General features: G+C 72.6%; 16 protein-coding genes. 6 read left to right on the plus strand and 10 right to left on the minus strand.

Annotated features, from left to right (window positions below; genetic code table 11):
• Window positions 1-2: 2 nt before the first annotated feature.
• Together R6Y94_RS42420 and R6Y94_RS42425 are read right to left on the minus strand one after the other, a co-directional pair.
• Window positions 3-272, minus strand: coding sequence for a DUF1876 domain-containing protein (locus R6Y94_RS42420; RefSeq protein ID WP_318402824.1), 270 nt, complete (start codon window positions 270-272; stop codon window positions 3-5).
• A 167-nt stretch (window positions 273-439) separates the two neighbouring features.
• Complete coding sequence (locus tag R6Y94_RS42425) at window positions 440-1,315, minus strand: universal stress protein (protein ID WP_318402826.1); 876 nt, start codon at window positions 1,313-1,315, stop codon at window positions 440-442.
• Between the two features lie 374 nt (window positions 1,316-1,689).
• Here R6Y94_RS42425 and R6Y94_RS42430 point away from each other — a divergent pair, with 374 nt between their 5' ends.
• Window positions 1,690-2,403, plus strand: a complete 714-nt coding sequence (locus tag R6Y94_RS42430) for a CBS domain-containing protein (protein ID WP_318402827.1) — start codon at window positions 1,690-1,692, stop codon at window positions 2,401-2,403.
• Here R6Y94_RS42430 and R6Y94_RS42435 read toward each other — a convergent pair.
• A complete protein-coding gene (locus R6Y94_RS42435) occupies window positions 2,400-2,651 on the minus strand; it encodes a three-helix bundle dimerization domain-containing protein (protein ID WP_318402828.1) in 252 nt (83 codons plus the stop codon). The two genes, R6Y94_RS42430 and R6Y94_RS42435, sit on opposite strands and share 4 nt — an antisense overlap.
• A 121-nt stretch (window positions 2,652-2,772) precedes the next feature.
• On the opposite strand from R6Y94_RS42435, the gene R6Y94_RS42440 reads away from it, so the two are divergent.
• The 4 genes from R6Y94_RS42440 (at window position 2,773) to R6Y94_RS42455 (ending at window position 4,820) form a co-directional block, all read left to right on the plus strand.
• Entirely contained in the window at window positions 2,773-3,066 is a 294-nt protein-coding gene (locus tag R6Y94_RS42440) for a DUF1876 domain-containing protein (RefSeq protein WP_318402890.1), read from the plus strand.
• Window positions 3,063-4,079 carry a type I glyceraldehyde-3-phosphate dehydrogenase gene (gene gap, locus R6Y94_RS42445; protein WP_318402829.1) on the plus strand — a complete coding sequence of 339 codons (1,017 nt, stop codon included), beginning with the start codon at window positions 3,063-3,065 and terminating at the stop codon, window positions 4,077-4,079. Before R6Y94_RS42440 ends, gap begins: the two co-directional genes overlap by 4 nt.
• Window positions 4,079-4,255, plus strand: coding sequence for a hypothetical protein (locus R6Y94_RS42450; protein WP_318402831.1), 177 nt, complete (start codon window positions 4,079-4,081; stop codon window positions 4,253-4,255). The genes gap and R6Y94_RS42450 overlap by 1 nt, the downstream gene beginning before the upstream one ends.
• 91 nt (window positions 4,256-4,346) lie before the next feature.
• Complete coding sequence (locus R6Y94_RS42455; RefSeq protein WP_318402832.1) at window positions 4,347-4,820, plus strand: Crp/Fnr family transcriptional regulator; 474 nt, start codon at window positions 4,347-4,349, stop codon at window positions 4,818-4,820.
• A gap of 44 nt (window positions 4,821-4,864) precedes the next feature.
• On the opposite strand, the gene R6Y94_RS42460 is transcribed toward R6Y94_RS42455, so the two are convergent.
• The 7 genes from R6Y94_RS42460 to R6Y94_RS42490 form a co-directional block, all read right to left on the minus strand.
• The gene (locus R6Y94_RS42460) at window positions 4,865-5,848 is read right to left on the minus strand and encodes an Acg family FMN-binding oxidoreductase (RefSeq protein ID WP_318402834.1); all 984 of its coding nucleotides are present in this window, start codon (window positions 5,846-5,848) and stop codon (window positions 4,865-4,867) included.
• A 59-nt stretch (window positions 5,849-5,907) separates the two neighbouring features.
• Window positions 5,908-7,095, minus strand: a complete 1,188-nt coding sequence (locus R6Y94_RS42465; RefSeq protein ID WP_318402836.1) for a sn-glycerol-3-phosphate ABC transporter ATP-binding protein UgpC — start codon at window positions 7,093-7,095, stop codon at window positions 5,908-5,910.
• The gene (locus R6Y94_RS42470) at window positions 7,077-9,632 is read right to left on the minus strand and encodes a cation-translocating P-type ATPase (RefSeq protein ID WP_318402838.1); all 2,556 of its coding nucleotides are present in this window, start codon (window positions 9,630-9,632) and stop codon (window positions 7,077-7,079) included. The genes R6Y94_RS42465 and R6Y94_RS42470 overlap by 19 nt, the downstream gene beginning before the upstream one ends.
• A gap of 4 nt (window positions 9,633-9,636) precedes the next feature.
• Entirely contained in the window at window positions 9,637-10,644 is a 1,008-nt protein-coding gene (locus R6Y94_RS42475) for an Acg family FMN-binding oxidoreductase (RefSeq protein WP_412103005.1), read from the minus strand.
• Between the two features lie 278 nt (window positions 10,645-10,922).
• Window positions 10,923-11,669 carry a pyruvate formate-lyase-activating protein gene (gene pflA, locus R6Y94_RS42480; protein ID WP_318402842.1) on the minus strand — a complete coding sequence of 249 codons (747 nt, stop codon included), beginning with the start codon at window positions 11,667-11,669 and terminating at the stop codon, window positions 10,923-10,925.
• Window positions 11,666-13,900 carry a formate C-acetyltransferase gene (gene pflB, locus R6Y94_RS42485; protein WP_318402844.1) on the minus strand — a complete coding sequence of 745 codons (2,235 nt, stop codon included), beginning with the start codon at window positions 13,898-13,900 and terminating at the stop codon, window positions 11,666-11,668. Before pflB ends, pflA begins: the two co-directional genes overlap by 4 nt.
• A gap of 288 nt (window positions 13,901-14,188) precedes the next feature.
• Window positions 14,189-14,503, minus strand: a complete 315-nt coding sequence (locus tag R6Y94_RS42490; protein WP_318402845.1) for a hypothetical protein — start codon at window positions 14,501-14,503, stop codon at window positions 14,189-14,191.
• Window positions 14,504-14,694: 191 nt separating this feature from the next.
• On the opposite strand from R6Y94_RS42490, the gene R6Y94_RS42495 reads away from it, so the two are divergent.
• A complete protein-coding gene (locus R6Y94_RS42495; protein WP_318402847.1) occupies window positions 14,695-15,381 on the plus strand; it encodes a CBS domain-containing protein in 687 nt (228 codons plus the stop codon).
• The last annotated feature ends 11 nt before the right edge of the window (window positions 15,382-15,392 follow it).

Genomic DNA, 15,392 nt, shown 5'->3' on the forward strand with positions numbered 1-15,392 from the left:
GATCAGTGGTCCAGACTGACGGGCCGGTGGATGGCCTCCTCCAGGTCACCGGAGGCGGTGACCAGCAGTCGGTGTCCCAGGTCCGACAGCGCGCGAGCCACCGCGATCTCGTCCCCGATCTCGCGACTGTGCGGCTCGTCGGGGCGCGGCCGCGCCTGGCCGGTGCCGACCAGGTCGTCCCGGATCTCGTCGTAGAGCTGCGCCTCCGCGTACGTCCGGTCGTCGACCTCACCGATGAGGATCTCCACATTCCAACGCTTCATGGCGGTCATGTTCGGCTCCTTGACCTGCTCGCAGGATTGTCCGGCCGTGTCCGTGCCGTCGTCGTCTCGGCCGTCGCCGCCGGGATCCGGTCGGCACCGGATGCCGGCGGCACCTGTCGAGGTCGGCACGGCAGCGCCGTGATGTGCCGCTCGGATGTCGGCCGCGCCGGGTGTGATCAGTCGGCGGCCGACGGAAGTTCCCGGACCACGGCGACCGGGCAGTGCGCGTGGTGCAGCAGTTGCTGGCTGACCGAGCCGAGCAGCAGCCCACCGAAGCCGCCATGACCACGGGAGCCCACGACCACCAGTTGGGCCTCCCGGCTCGCGTCGACCATCACGCGGCCGGGCGGGCCGGCGACAATGTCGATGCCCACCTCGACCTGTGGATATCGGCTCCGCCCGTCGGCCAGCAACTCGTCGACCTCGACCCGCTCGGCGCCGGCCTGCTCCTCCGGGCTGTAACCCGGCAGCTGCCGACGCGAAGCGATCGGCGTCCAGGCCCGAACCACCCGAAGGACGGTGCCGCGGGCCGACGCCTGCGCGAAGGCGTACTCGACGGCGAGCAGCGCACACGCGGAGCCGTCCACACCGACGACGACGGGGCCTTCCGGCCGCTCCTGCTCGCCCCGTACGACGACCACCGGGCAGTGCGCGTGCGCCGAGACGGCGACGGTGGTGGAGCCGACGAGCAGGCCGGTGAAGCCGCCGTGGCCACGGCTGCCCAGCACCAGCAGGCGTGCCTCGCGTGAGCGCTCCCGCAGCAGGATCGCCGCCGAGCCGTCTGCGACGGTGCCGGTGACCAGCACCCGCGGGTGGGTCTGGAAGGCTTCGAGGATCGCGGCGTCGAGCATCTTCTGCGCGTCCTCCCGGGCGCCCTGATCCGGCCGGCTCGTCGCGACCGGGGCGACCGTGCTGGGCACGGCCGGCCATTCGAACGCGAAGAGGAGCGTGATCTGTGTGCCGGCGCGGGCTGCCTCGTCCAGCGCCCACCGGAGGGCGGCTTTCGCGCCATCGGATGCGTCGTATCCGATGACGATGGGGTGTGCGTTCATGACTTCCTCCAACCGGACTCCCTATAACGCAACGTAACGGCGTACGGGGTATCCGGCGTAGGGCCGATGGTCAGCGCGGCAGGTGACCTTCTACCCGCAGCGGCGGACCGGACGGCGAGCACGGGTACGGGGCCGGACCGGCAGCCAAGCGCACGCCGCGACGCCGGGGACAGGGCCTTGTCGCCTTCCTTCAAGCGGCTCGGCGGGCCGGCAATTCCGGCGCGGCGGGGAGTTACAGGGCCGGCCGCCACCATCGGCCGGGCCGTTCGGCCCTGTCCGACCTACGGCCGGACGGCGTGCCATGGAAGGGAAGAATCCGCCACGGTGGGCGACCCCGGAGACTTCCGGTGGGCGTGCTCTGGAAGGAGAAAGCCATGAGGAGATGGACGGTTCGGGACGTCATGACCGACGACGTCGTGGCGGTGCCCGAGGACGCCAGCTACCGCACCATCGTCGACGTCCTCGCCGAACGCGGGATCAGTGCGGTTCCTGTGGTCGACACGACGGGGAAGGTCGTGGGCGTGGTTTCCGAGGCCGACCTGCTCTTCAAGGTGGAATTCGCCGGTACCGCCGGCCAGCGTCGCTTCTTCCCCCACCGGCGGCGGTCGCCGCGGGAGAAGAGCGAGGGCAGGACGGCGCGGGAGTTGATGAGCGCGCCGGTGATGACCACCGGGCCGGGCACCGGGCTGCACGCGGCCGCGCGGTTGATGGCAGAGAAGGGTGTCAAGCGGCTTCCGGTCGTGGCGGACGACGGCAGCCTGGTCGGGATCGTCTCCCGCGCCGACGTGCTGAAGGTGCATCTGCGCCCCGACGAGGAGGTGCGGCGCGACATCGTCGACGAGGTGCTGCGGCGGACGCTGTGGCTGGATCCGTCCGAGGTGCACGTCGAGGTCGAAGGCGGCCTCGTCGCGCTGAGCGGACACCTCGATCGGCGTTCCCTGGCGGAGCTGACGGTGCGACTGGTCGGGTCCGTGCCGGGCGTGGTCGCGGTGCAGGACCACCTCACGTACGACCTGGACGACGCCGAGCTGGCCCGGTCCCGGTGGGACCGGTCGCACCCGTTCAGCGCCACCGGACCTTCGGCCTAGGAACCTTCCGTGCCGCCCGTCGATACGGCCCGGGCGGCACGGGACGGGCCGAGTTCCTCATGGACGATGCGTTCCACCAGCAGCGGTAGGTAGCTGCGCACTCTCGCGTCGGCGAACCGCGCGTACGCCGCGGCGACGGCCTCGGCAACCCGCTCCGGGCCGTACGTGCCAGCGTGGTGCGGTGGTACGGAGACCACCCGGTGCCCCCGGTGCCGGTGGCGCCGTGCCACCCCTCCGGCGGGCGTCACACCCTCAGGCTGCTTTGCCAAAGGAGGGCCGGACAGGGCCGAGTGCAACGCCTCCGCAGGACCTTCGCCCCTGGGAGGCGTGCGCGGGTCCGACCAGGCTGGAGGTGCGGAGGTGATCACGATGGCTCGGGCGAAGCAGTGGACTGTCGACATCGTTATCGACGAGCGTAACGACGAGCGGTGCACTCGCGCGGAGGCCCGGCTCCAGATGCCGGACCGGATCGGGCTGGTCGGCTGTGGCGCGGCGCGGCGCAACCCGGCGGACCCGCGGGTGCCGCAGATCGGCGACGAACTCGCCGTCTCGCGGGCGCTCGCCGACCTCGCCCACGGCCTGCTGGAGGCGGCCGGCGACATCGAGCGGATCACGCGGAAGGGCACACAGCGGCCCTACGGAGATGCGGGAGGCACGAGATGAACTACCGGATCGCGATCAACGGGTTCGGCCGGATCGGCCGCAACTACCTGCGCGGACTGCTGGACCGGCGCCTCTTCGACGACGGCTTCGAGGTGGTCGGCATCAACGACCTGTGGGAGCCGGCGGCCCTGGCCCACCTGCTGGCGTACGACTCGACGTTCGGCCCGCTCGACGCCGACGTCAACGTCAACGTCAACGGTACGGATATCGTCGTCGACGGCCGGCGGATCGCGACGTTCCAGGAACGGGAGCCGGAGCGGCTGCCCTGGGCCCGGCTCGGCGTCGACCTCGTCATCGAGGCGACCGGCAGGCTGCGTACCCGGGACGCGGCGGCGAACCACCTCAAGGCCGGCGCGCGGCGGGTGCTGATCTCCGCACCGGGCAAGGGGGTGGACGCGACGATCGTGGTCGGCGTCAACGAGTCGACCTACCACCCGGCGCAGCAGGTCATCTCCGCCGCGTCCTGCACCACCAACTGCGCGGCGCCGATGGTCAAGATCCTGCACGACACCTTCGGGCTGTCCCGCGGCTACCTGACGACCGTGCACGCGTACACGAACGACCAGGCGGTGCTGGACACCCCGCACAAGGACCTGCGGCGGGCCCGGTCGGCCGCCGTCAACATCATCCCCACCAGCACCGGGGCTGCGAAGGCGATCGGCCTGGTGCTGCCGGGCGTCGCCGGGCGGCTGGACGGCGTCGCGCTGCGGGTGCCGGTGGAGGACGGCTCGATCTGCGACCTGACCTGCGAACTCGCCACCCCCGCCTCGGTGGCGGAGATCAACGACGCGTTCGCCGCGGCCGCCGCCGGCCCGCTGCACGGAGTGCTGCGCTACGCGGACCGGCCGCTGGTGTCCCGCGACATCGTCGGCGACCCGGCCTCCTGCGTCTTCGACGCCGCGCTCACCCAGGCCGGCGGGACGCTGGTCAAGGTCTTCGGCTGGTACGACAACGAGTGGGGCTACCTCAACCGGCTCATCGACCTCACCGCGCTGATCGCCCGGCGGGCCTGATGGCGCCCGGGCCGGGCCGTTGGTCCCTGTCGGGCGGCCCGGCCCAGCGGTGTGATGGAGAGGACACCATCACCGCCGAGTACACCGACGGGATCCTGACGATCAAGGTGCTCGTCAGCGTGCCCGAGACCGCCGGCAGGACCATCCCGATCACGGTCGGGCCGGACAAGAAGTAGAGGCCGGCCGCTCGGGGCGGGCTTGCCAGGAACAGTCGGGCTCGGTCGGCGTACCGAGCCCGACGGCGTCGTACGGCGATTGGGGAAAGTCATGCCAAGCACCCGTGATCTGCTGGTCGGGCAGCCGTTCGTCGACGGTCTGTCCCCGGAATGGCTCGACCGGCTGACCGCCTATGCGCACCCGGTCTACCGCAACCGCGGTTGCCGGCTGTTCGCGGCGGGGCGGCCGGCGATGCGCTTCTGGCTGCTGCGTTCCGGGCGGGTGGCGCTGGACCTGCCGACGCCGGGCCGGGGCGACGTGGTCATCGACACTGTCGGCGCTGGTGAGGTGCTGGGCTGGTCCTGGCTGTTCCCGCCACACCGGTGGCAGTTCGGGGCGGTGGCGGTCGAGCCGGTTCGGGCCGTCGAGTTCGACGCCTCCGGCGTGCGGTACCTGATGGCGGACGACACCGCACTCGGGTACGAGCTGAACCGCCGGTTCATGGCCGTCATGCTGGACCGGCTCCAAGCCACCCGCACCCGCCTGCTCGACCTGTACGGCTACCCGGAGCACCGCGCCTCGTAGGTCGTCCGCACCCCGGACCCGCCCGGCCCTGCCGGTGCCGGCCGTCAGCCGGCGACCTCGATCGTCTGCGCGGCGGGCAGCCGGGGGGTGTGCGGCGGGCCGGCGGTCTCCGGGTCGGCGGTGCCCAGCCGCACCACCAGGTACGGGTAACCGAGGTTACTGATCACGCTCCGCAGCGCCTGCCGGGTACTGGGCAGCTCGATGACGGAACTGAACGGCAACACCGTGACACCGAGTTCGGTCGCGGTCAGCCAACCGGCCGACAGTGCCGCGCCGGCACGGAGCCAGTCGGCCGGCTCGTCGCCCGGGCCGTACAGGATCGCGTAGCTGGCGGCACGGTCGTGTCCCGGGCCGACGGTGAGCGTCCCGGCCCGTACGAAGTCCCGGCCCGGAACGGTGGTCTGCGGTGCCTGGCCGGGGACCACCTCGTCCGGGATGCCGGTCCCCGCCGGCCGGTCGCCGCCGCGCCAGTACGCCAGCTCGGCGCGCTGTTCCTCGTCCTCGGCCTCTACCTGGTCGGCGTGCGACGCGGCGGCGGCCAGTTCGAGGACCTGGTCGGGGGTGAGGATGTGCAGTTGGATGCCCTCGGCCGCCACCGCCTGGCCGATGGCGGCGATCGCCTCCGGGCTGGCCGGGGTGTCGCTGACCGGCCGGCGGTCGGTGTGCCGCAGCCGTACCGCCTGGAACCGGCGCATCGCCTCCGGGGTCACGCCGGTGTGACCGGCCAGCCCGATCCGGGCCAGGTGGTCCGGATCGGCCGGGTCGGGCAGCGGAGTCACCACGGCTGACCGTCCCTGCGCGGCCACCGCGACCACGGCATGGTGCAGGGCGGCGCCGCAGCTCACGGTCAGCAGCCGCCCCTCCGCGTCGGCGGCGCGGAGTTGACGGTCCCGCACCGCGTACAGGTCCAGCGCGTCGGCGGTGACCCGCCAGCGCCAGGGCTGGGTGTTGTGCACGGACGGCGCGTACCCGGCCGCGTCCGCAGCCTCGGCGAGGACCGCCCCGGCCGGACGTTCAGCATCGGTCATTTGTTTCTCCCTCCTGCCCCCATCCTCCACCGCCGCGGACACCGCTGCCCGGGGACCGCTCACGTCGCGGTGATCAGAAGGGACTCCTGGCCGGTGACGGCGAGCGCCTCGGTGCTGGCCGGGTCGAAGAAGTGCGCCTGGGTGAGGTCGACCGCCAGGTCGGCCTCGTCGCCGGCGCGTACCGAGGCGAGGGCGGGCAGCCGGGCGGTCCACAGCGCGGGCACACCGTCGTCCTCGCCTGTCGGGGACTCCGCCCGGCGCTCGCCGGACGGCGGGACGAAGAGCAGGTTCTTCTCGCCGCCGAGCGACTCGACGGTCACCGCCGAGACGCGCAGCCGGGGAGCGTCACCCTGGCCCCGGGCCAGCCCGATGTCGCCCGGTCGCAGCCCGAGGACGATCTCGCGGCCGGCGTACGAGCGCAGTGCGGGGCGCCGCGCGAGCTGGCTGTCGGGTACCGGCCAGCGCTGCTCGCCGAACACCAGCGCCAACCCTTCGGCGGTCGCCTCGACCCGGCAGGTCGCCAGGTTCATCGCGGGCGATCCGATGAAGCCGGCCACGAAGACGTTGCGCGGCGCCGCGTACAGCTCGTCCGGTGCGCCCACCTGCTGGAGTCGGCCACGATCCAGCACGGCGATCCGGTTGCCCAGGGTCATCGCCTCGACCTGGTCGTGCGTGACGTAGATCGTGGTGGTGCCGTACCGCTGGTGCAGCCGGTTCAGCTCACCGCGCATCGCGACCCGCAGCTTCGCGTCCAGATTGGACAGCGGCTCGTCCATCAGGAACACCTGTGGGTGGCGGATGATCGCGCGGCCCATCGCGACCCGCTGCCGCTGGCCGCCGGAGAGCGCGGCGGGCTTGCGGTCCAGCAGGGTGGTGAGCCCGAGCACCCGGGCCGTCTCGCCCATCTGGTCCGCGATGTCGGGCTTGTGGACGCCCCGCAGTCGCAGGCTGAAGCCGAGGTTCTGGGCCACGGTCATGTGCGGGTAGAGCGCGTAGTTCTGGAACACCATCGCGATGTCACGGTTCTTCGGCGGCACGTCGTTGACCACCCGGCCGCCGATCTCGATCGTGCCGGAGGTGGCGTCCTCCAGGCCGGCGATCATCCGCAGCAGTGTGGACTTGCCGCAGCCGGACGGCCCGACCAGGACGATGAACTCGCCGTCGCCGACGGTCAGGCTCACCTGGTCGACGACGACGGTGCCGCCGGGAAAGACCTTCGTCACGTCGCTCATCGCCACTTCAGCCATCTGTCCTTCCCCTTTCCTCCGGTGGCGGTGAGCCGGATCGCCAGACCCGGCACGGTCGCCACCACGGCGCAGGCCACCAGGTCGGTAGCGGACAGCGCCCCGGTGCCGAGCAACTCGCGCAGCGGCGGCAGCAGCACCCCGGCGAGCTGCAACAGCGCCGACAGTGCCACCGCCGCGACGAGGGCTCGGTTGCCCGGACCGCCGGGCCGGCGTGGTGCCCGCACCGCCAGTGCGATCCCGAGCTGGCCCAGGCCCAGCACGACGAAGACGATCGACTGCCACGGCCGGTCCAGCGCGTGCGCGGCCACGCCGGCGCCGAGCACGACGGCGGCCAGCAGCGCGCCGGCCAGCAGCACCCCGCGCAGCAGCCCGGCACCGAGTACCGACTCCTGCGGCGACCGGGGCGGGCGGCGCATGATGCCCGGCTCGGCCGGTTCGGCGCCGAGCGCCACCCCGGGTACGCCGTGGGTGAGCAGGTTGATCCAGAGGATCTGGGCCGGCAGCAGCGGTACGGCGAGCCCCAGGAACGGTCCGGTCAGCATCACGAGGATCTCGGCGACGCCGCCGGCGAGCGCGTACCGCAGGAAGCGGCGGATGTTGTCGTAGACGCGGCGGCCCTCGGCGACCGCCGCGCCGACCGTGCCGAGGTTGTCGTCGACGAGTACCAGGTCGGCGGCCTGCCGGGCGACCTCGGTGCCGCCGCCCATCGCCACCCCGATGTCGGCCCGGCGCAGCGCCGGTGCGTCGTTGACCCCGTCACCGGTCATCGCCACCACGTGCCCGCCGGCCTGCAGGGCCGCGATGATGTCCAGCTTCTGCTCCGGCTGGATCCGGGCGAAGATCCGTTGGCCGTCGACGCCGTGCCGGGTGAGCCCGCCGTCGTCGCCCCGCACGACGCCGTCACCGCCACGCCAGATGCCGAGCTGGCCGCCGATCGCGGCGGCCGTGGCCGGGTGGTCGCCGGTGATCAGCACGAGCCGGATACCCGCCTGGGCGAAGGCGGCGGCGATCTCCGGCGCCGACGACCGGACCGGGTCGCCGACGGCGACCAGGCCGACCGGCCGCAGGCCCGTCACCCGCGCCGGGTCCGGTGCCGTGTCGAGGATCCCGGTCGCGACCGCGAGCACGCGCAGCCCGTCGGCCGCGACCCGGTGCGCACCGGCCAGCATCTCCGACGTGACGCCGTCGACCAGCGGTGCGGCCAGTACTGACTCCGGTGCCCCCTTGCACACCACCAGGAACCCGCCGCCGGGCCGGCGGTGCACGGTCACCATCCGCCGGGTTTCCTGCTCGAACGGCAGCTCCGCGAGGCGCGGCCAGGCCGCGCGCTCGGCCGCCGGCTCCAGGCCGCACCGCTGCGCGAAGGCGACCAGCGCGGCCTCCAGCGGATCCCCGATCGGCGTCCACCTCGGGTGGTCTTCGGTCGGCGCCGCGAGCGCGGCGTCGTTGCACAGCAGGACTGCCCGGGCCAGGTCGCGCAGGGCCGGACCGGGCTTCGCCGGTTCGCCCACGTCGTCGCGCAGCTCGCCGCCCGGGTCGTACCCGGTACCGCGTACCCGGTATCCGGTGCCGTCGGCGGTCAGCGCCCGCTGCACGGTCATCCGTCCCTCGGTGAGGGTCCCGGTCTTGTCCGAGGCGACGACGGTGACCGAGCCGAGTGTTTCCACCGCGTGCAGCCGGCGCGGGATCGCCCGGATGGCGGCCATCCGGCGCGCGCCGAGCGCCAGCGCGAGGGTGACCACGGCGGGCAGCGACTCGGGCACCGCGGCGACGACCAGGCTGACCGCGGTGACGGCCATCTCCACCACGGACCGCCCGCCGGCCACGCCGACGGCGAAGACCGCGGCCGACAGCACCACCGCGGCCAGCCCCAGGACGCGGCCGAGCCGGGCGAGCCGACGTTGCAGCGGCGTGGGCGCGGGCCGGGTCGTCGCGACGAGGGCGGCGATCCGGCCGAGCGCGCTGGCCGGACCGGTACGCACGACTGTGCCGGTGGCGCGCCCGGTGACCACGACGGTGCCGGCGTACGCCTCCGCGTCGGCTTGCCGGGTGACCGGTACGGACTCGCCGGTCAGCGCGGCCTCTTCGAGTTGCAGGCGGTACGCCTCCCGTAGCCGGAGATCGGCCGGGACGACGTCGCCCGGCTCCAGGTGCACCAGGTCGTCCCGGACCAGCTCGGCAGCGGGGATCACCAGGTGCCGGCCGTCCCGTTCCACCCGTGCGGTCGGCGCGGCCATCCGGTCCAGGGCGGCGATCGCCCGGTCCGCCCTGACCTCCTGGAACACCCCGATCGCCGTGTTGACGACGACGACCAGGGCGATGACGACGGTGTCCGGATGGTCTCCCAGGGCCGTGGTCACCACGGCGGCCGCGATCAGCAGCGCGACGAGCGGGTCACCGAGTTGGTGCGCGATCCGGGTCGCCAGGTGCCGGCGGGCCGGTGCCGCCACCGTGTTGGGCCCCTCGGCGCGAAGCCGGGCCGCCGCGGCCTGCGTCGTCAGTCCCCGCGCCACCGCGGGTGCCGTGCTGGAAGCCATGTCCTCAGCGTGCCGGCCGGTCCGCAGGCGCGGCAGGGCCGGCCTCCCGGTCGGTCCGGGACCTTGGACCCGTCCCGGTGCGGACGAGTACGTCCGTCAGGGGCCGCCGGGCGGATGCCGCGCCGGGCGGCCCGTAGCCGAACCGCAGGACGGCCTGGGCGTGGTACCCGTCGGCGGGATCCTCCAGCAGCGCCCGCAGGTCGGGTACCTCCACCGGCTGCGTCATGATCGTCGACGCCAGGCCGCGTACGGTGCTCGTCAGCAGGGCCCGCTCCAGCGCCTGTCCGCAGCGCAGCCACTCGTAGGGAGTGTCACTCCGGGTGTAGAGGACGGCGATCGTCGGCGCCCGCTCGAACGGGGCGGGGCCGCACCGCCGCGCGGGTCGTACGACGCTGAAGTCGCGGATCGGCATCGCCTCCAGCGCGTCGCGCGGCCCGAACGCCTCCGGAGGTACACCGTCGCGGCGCCTCGGGCGGGGCCCGGTCCACTCGCCCAACTCCCGCCGGTACGCCGGGTCGTGCCGGCGTCGCTGCTCAGCGATGCGGACCAGGTCGAGGACAGCGTCGCGGGCGAGTGGGTCGGTGACGACCACCCGTGCCCCCTCGGCCTCGGCGGCGGCAGACAGGTCGGTGAGCGCTTCAGCGGGGACGCGCAGGTCGCGCATCGGCTGCCGGTTGCTGTGCCGGCGGGGGATCGCCTCGGCCAGCATCAGCGCCGTCTCCGGTGGGCGGGTCGACGGCCCGACCGTGACCTGGGCGGCGAGATCCGGTTCGCCGGCGTCGGGCAGCAGGCGCAGCACCGGCACGCGACCCCGGGCGAGCATCGCCACCCGTAGGTTGAACACCGCGGCGCCGAGGCTGATCAGCAGCTCCCGGTTCCGCGGGTCGAGCACCGGCAATCGTCGCCGCCGATCCGCGAGGACATCGACGGTGTTGCCGCGGATCCGGAACCGCCATGGCTGGGTGTTGTGCACCGACGGCGCCGCGACGGCGGCTGTCAGGCACGCGCGCAGCGGTCCGTGCGGCGTCCCCTGCGGATCCGCAGCCCAGTCGTCGTTCGTCGGGCGCCGCCTTTTCCGGCCGACTACGTGCATGGTGCCCTCCCGTCGCGCTCCGCTCCCACCGACCTCGGCACCATCCCGTGACACCGAGGCTTCGGTGTGAGCCCCGTGTCTCGACCGTGCCGCCGTGCCGATGGTCGGTCCAGGGCCTGACTGCCATCCGGCCCGGGACCTTCGGACCGTCTGCCCGCCGGTTGTGCCCAGCCGGTCGCGGGCTCGGAGACGTGTGGTCAGAGGGTGGTCAGGCCGTGTGCGCGGAACTGGTCGCGTACCCGCGCCAGCAGCTCCGGCGACGGCGGAGGAGTCTGCGCGAGCGGGAACCGCAGCCCCAGGGCCGCGTACTTGGCCGCGCCGAGGCGGTGGAACGGCAGTACCTCGACCCGCTCCACCGTGGAGAGTGTGGCGGCGTGCCGAGCCACCGCGTCGACGTTGGCCGGCGCGTCGGTGAGGCCGGGCACCAGCACGAAACGGATCCACATCCGATTGCCACGGATGGCGAGCCGGCGGGCGAACCGCAGGGTCCGGTCCAACTCGCCGCCGGTCACCCTGCGGTACGTCTGCGGCTCGCCGGACTTGATGTCCAGCAGCACCAGGCTGGTCGCGTCCAGCAGCGCGTCGGTGGCCCGGTCGCCGAGCACGCCGGAGGTGTCCAGCGCGGTGTGCAGGCCCGCCTGCCGGGCCCGGATCAGCAGCGCCTCGGTGAAGGCCGGCTGGAGCAGCGGCTCGCCGCCGCTGACGGTGAGGCCACCGCCGGCGACCCGGATGAACCGCGTGAAGCGCGACACCAAAGTCCAGAGTTCGTCGAGGCCGATGCGCTGCCCCGGCCGGATCCGCCAGGTGTCCGGGTTCTGGCAGTAGAGGCAGCGCAGTGGGCAGCCGGCCAGGAACACCACGAACCTGGTGCCGGGGCCGTCGACTCCGGTCGAGACATCCCAGGAGTGGACGGCCCCGGCGATCGCGCGGGCGGTGGTGTTCACAGCGATCCGTGGAAGGTGCGGGAGATGACGTCACGCTGCTGTTCCGGGGTGAGCCGGACGAAGTTGACCGCGTAGCCGGAGACCCGGATGGTCAACTGCGGGTAGCGCTCGGGGTGGGCCATGGCGTCTTCGAGCGTGGCCCGGTCGAGCACGTTGACGTTCATGTGGTAGCCGCCGGCGTCGGCGTACCCGTCCAGCACCCCGATCAGGTTCGTGACCTGCTCCTCCCGGGTGCGGCCAAGCCCGCCCGGGGTGATGGTGCTGGTCAGCGAGATCCCGTCCCGGGCGCTGGCGTACGGCAGCTTCGCCACCGACAGCGCGGAGGCGACCAGGCCGTGCCGGTCCCGCCCGTTGCCGGGATTGGCGCCGGGCGCGAACGGCTCACCCGCACGCCGCCCGTCCGGGGTGTTGCCGGTGTGCTTGCCGTAGACCACGTTGGAGGTGATGGTCAGCACCGACAGGGTCGCCTCGGCGTTGCGGTACGTCGGCTGCCGACGCAACCGCTCCATGAACGCCTCGACCAGCCAGACGGCGATGGCGTCGACCCGGTCGTCGTGGTTGCCGTAGCACGGGAAGTCTCCGTCGACGGCGTAGTCGACGGCCAGTCCGGTCTCGTCGCGCAGCACCTTCACCCGGGCGTACTTGATCGCCGAGAGGCTGTCGACCGCGACGGAGAGCCCGGCGATGCCGGTGGCGAGGAACCGGTGCACCGGATAGTCGTGCAGCGCCATCTCCAGTCGCTCGTAGGCGTACCTGTCGTGCATGTAGTGGATGACGTTGAGCGCGTCGACGTAGGTGGCGACGAGCCAGTCCAGGATCTTCTCGAACGCCGCCACCACCTCGTCGTAGTCGAGGATCTCGCCGCCGACCGGCGCCGTCGGCGGGGCCACCTGCGCTCCGCTGATCTCGTCCCGGCCGCCGTTGATGGCGTACAGCAGCGCCTTGGCCAGGTTGGCGCGGGCGCCGAAGTACTGCATGTCCTTGCCGACCCGCATGGCGGAGACGCAGCAGGCGATCGCGGTGTCGTCGCCGAACCCGGAACGAAGCAGTTCGTCGTTCTCGTACTGCACCGCGCTGGTGTCCAGCGAGACCTGGGCGCAGAACCGCTTGAACCCGTCGGGCAGCGCCGGTGACCACAGCACGGTGAGGTTGGGTTCCGGTGCCGGGCCGAGGTTGTAGAGGGTCTGGAGAAACCGGAACGCGGTCCGGGTGACCAGGGTCCGCCCGTCCCGGCCCATTCCGCCGAGCGCCTCGGTGACCCAGGTGGGGTCGCCGGAGAAGAGCTGGTCGTATTCGGGTGTGCGGAGGAAGCGGATGAGCCGTAGTTTGATCACCAGGTCGTCGGCGAGTTCCTGCGCCTGCTGTTCGGTGAGCCGTCCTTCGGCGATGTCCCGCTGGAGGTAGACGTCGAGGAACGTGGCGGTGCGGCCGAGTGACATCGCCGCGCCGTTCTGCTCCTTGGTCGCGGCCAGGTAGCCGAAGTACAGCCACTGGATCGCCTCCCGGCCCGTGCTGGCCGGGCCGGAGATGTCGTACCCGTAACCGGCCGCCATCTGCTTCAGCTCGTCCAGCGCCCGGACCTGCTCGGCCAGTTCCTCGCGGTCCCGGATGACCTCAGCCGAGGAGCGGAACGCATCCAGGCGGACCCGGTCGGCGAGCCGGCTGGCGATGAGCTGGTCGACGCCGTAGAGCGGAATCCGCCGGTAGTCGCCGATGATCCGGCCCCGGCCGTACGAGTCGGGCAGCCCGGTGATGACGTGCGAGCGGCGGGCCCTGCGGACGGCGTCCGGGTACGCGTCGAAAACGCCGTCGTTGTGTGTTTTGCGGTGCCGGGTGAACGTCTCCCGGACCTGCGGGTCGAGGGTGTAGCCGTACGCCTCCAGCGCGGTCTGGACCATCCGGGTCCCGCCGGCCGGCATGATCGCCCGGCGTAGCGGCGCGTCGGTCTGCAACCCGACGATCAGTTCCCGCTCCCGGTCGAGGTAGCCCGGGCCGTGCGAGGTGATGGCGGACGGGGTGCGGGCGTCGACGTCGTACACGCCGCGGCGGCGCTCTTCGGCGAAGAGCGGCCCGAGCCCGTCCCACAGCGCGGTGGTCCGTGGCGTGGGGCCGACCAGGAAGGCGTCGTCGCCCTCGTACGGGGTGTAGTTCTGCCGGATGAAGGCGGCCACGTCGATCCGGTGCCGCCAGTCATCGCCTACGAATCCGCGCCAGGCGTCGAGCGTGGTCATCAGTTCCTCCAAGCGCTTCGGCTGCGGCGTCAGGCCGCGCGGGCCGGCGCGGCGACGGTGTCTGTTGCACTGCGGCGACGGTGTCTGTTGCACTGCTGTGCCATCGCCGTCCTTCGTCGTTCCGACCAGTTCCAGCCTCCGTCTTCGCCGGCTGGCCGAGCAGGGCCACAGGTCCCGTCGGGGCAGGACCGGTGACCCGATCGGCCGCCCTGGATGCTTCGGTCTCCGGTGCCGGCACGACCGGGTGGTGCCCGGCAGGCGCACGTTGCCTCCCGGCTCGGTCCGGAATCAACCCCACCGGTTCGCCCGTTGGAGTTGGGTCTCCAGTCGCCGTCGCGCCAGTTCGACCGCTTCGGTGAGGGTGGCCGCGTCGGCGGCCGCGTGCAGGTCCACGCCCGACAGGCTGGCGTGGATGGCGACGCCGTACGGCCGGTCGACGCCACGGGCGGCGGATCGGTTCAGGCTCATCCGGACGAAGAGCACCGGCCGCGGCGCGTGCCGCAACGCCGCGGTGACCTTCCGGCGGGCGTACGCGACCTGGCCGGGTCGGATCGCGCCGTGCACGTACACCTGTGGTTGCGGTGGGGCGATCGGTCGGGTCATCGCAAGTCCTCCTCGAATGGAAGATCATCTGTACCGCTACCCTCGCCGGACCGGCCGGGGCGGCCCAGGGCTGCCAGACCTGACCGGGAGGGCAGTTGGTCCCGGCCGGCCCGGCAGAACGACCCTGAACGCCCAGGTGGCGCCCGCCATATCGTCAAGGCAACAGAGAGGCCATCGAAGGCGAGGCGACGATGAGGCTGTGGACAGTGGCCGACGTCATGACCAGGGACGTCGCCACGGTGAGCGCAGAGACGTCGTACCGGCAGATTGTCGACATTCTGAGCGAACTGCGGATCAGCGCGGTGCCCGTGGTCGACGCCGCCGGACTGGTGCTCGGCGTGGTCTCCGAAACGGACCTGCTGTACAAGATCGAGACCGAGGGGCATCCCGGGACTCGGCAGATCTTTGGGAGCCGGCGGCGGCGTGCCGCGTGGACGAAGGCCACGGCGGTGGAGGCGAAGGACCTGATGACCGTGCCGGCGATCACCATCAGGCCGAGCGCCCTGATCCTGACTGCCGCCCGGCGGATGAACGCCAGGCACGTCAAGCGGCTGGTCGTCGTCAACGACCTCGGCCGGGCGGTCGGCGTCGTCACCCGCGGCGACCTGCTCAAGGTACATCTACGCCCGGACGCGGACATCGGCCGCGATGTGACCAACGGCGTGCTGCACCGGATTTTGGCGATCCGGGACGGCACCGTCCGAGTCGAGGTGCGCGACGGCGTCGTCACCCTCACCGGCACGCTGGACCGGCGCAGCACCGCGGTCTCCGCCGCGCGACTGAGCCTGGCCGTGGCAGGGGTGGTCGCCGTCGAGGACCACCTGACGTTCGACGCCGACGACACGGTCCTGACGCATGCCGCACCCGGCGGCGCTTGACCGGCCGGCGC

It is taken from the genome of Plantactinospora sp. KLBMP9567, from assembly GCF_033446045.1.
GTDB lineage: Bacteria > Actinomycetota > Actinomycetes > Mycobacteriales > Micromonosporaceae > Plantactinospora.

Excerpts from the sequence above, each read along its gene's own strand:
- R6Y94_RS42420 (WP_318402824.1), bottom strand. The coding sequence starts at position 272 with ATGACCGCCATGAAGCGTTGGAATGTGGAGATCCTCATCGGTGAGGTC.
- R6Y94_RS42425 (WP_318402826.1), bottom strand. The coding sequence starts at position 1,315 with ATGAACGCACACCCCATCGTCATCGGATACGACGCATCCGATGGCGCG.
- R6Y94_RS42430 (WP_318402827.1), top strand. The coding sequence starts at position 1,690 with ATGAGGAGATGGACGGTTCGGGACGTCATGACCGACGACGTCGTGGCG.
- R6Y94_RS42440 (WP_318402890.1), top strand. The coding sequence starts at position 2,773 with ATGGCTCGGGCGAAGCAGTGGACTGTCGACATCGTTATCGACGAGCGT.
- gap (WP_318402829.1), top strand. The coding sequence starts at position 3,063 with ATGAACTACCGGATCGCGATCAACGGGTTCGGCCGGATCGGCCGCAAC.
- R6Y94_RS42450 (WP_318402831.1), top strand. The coding sequence starts at position 4,079 with ATGGCGCCCGGGCCGGGCCGTTGGTCCCTGTCGGGCGGCCCGGCCCAG.
- R6Y94_RS42455 (WP_318402832.1), top strand. The coding sequence starts at position 4,347 with ATGCCAAGCACCCGTGATCTGCTGGTCGGGCAGCCGTTCGTCGACGGT.
- R6Y94_RS42460 (WP_318402834.1), bottom strand. The coding sequence starts at position 5,848 with ATGACCGATGCTGAACGTCCGGCCGGGGCGGTCCTCGCCGAGGCTGCG.
- R6Y94_RS42465 (WP_318402836.1), bottom strand. The coding sequence starts at position 7,095 with ATGGCTGAAGTGGCGATGAGCGACGTGACGAAGGTCTTTCCCGGCGGC.
- R6Y94_RS42470 (WP_318402838.1), bottom strand. The coding sequence starts at position 9,632 with ATGGCTTCCAGCACGGCACCCGCGGTGGCGCGGGGACTGACGACGCAG.
- pflB (WP_318402844.1), bottom strand. The coding sequence starts at position 13,900 with ATGACCACGCTCGACGCCTGGCGCGGATTCGTAGGCGATGACTGGCGG.
- R6Y94_RS42490 (WP_318402845.1), bottom strand. The coding sequence starts at position 14,503 with ATGACCCGACCGATCGCCCCACCGCAACCACAGGTGTACGTGCACGGC.
- R6Y94_RS42495 (WP_318402847.1), top strand. The coding sequence starts at position 14,695 with ATGAGGCTGTGGACAGTGGCCGACGTCATGACCAGGGACGTCGCCACG.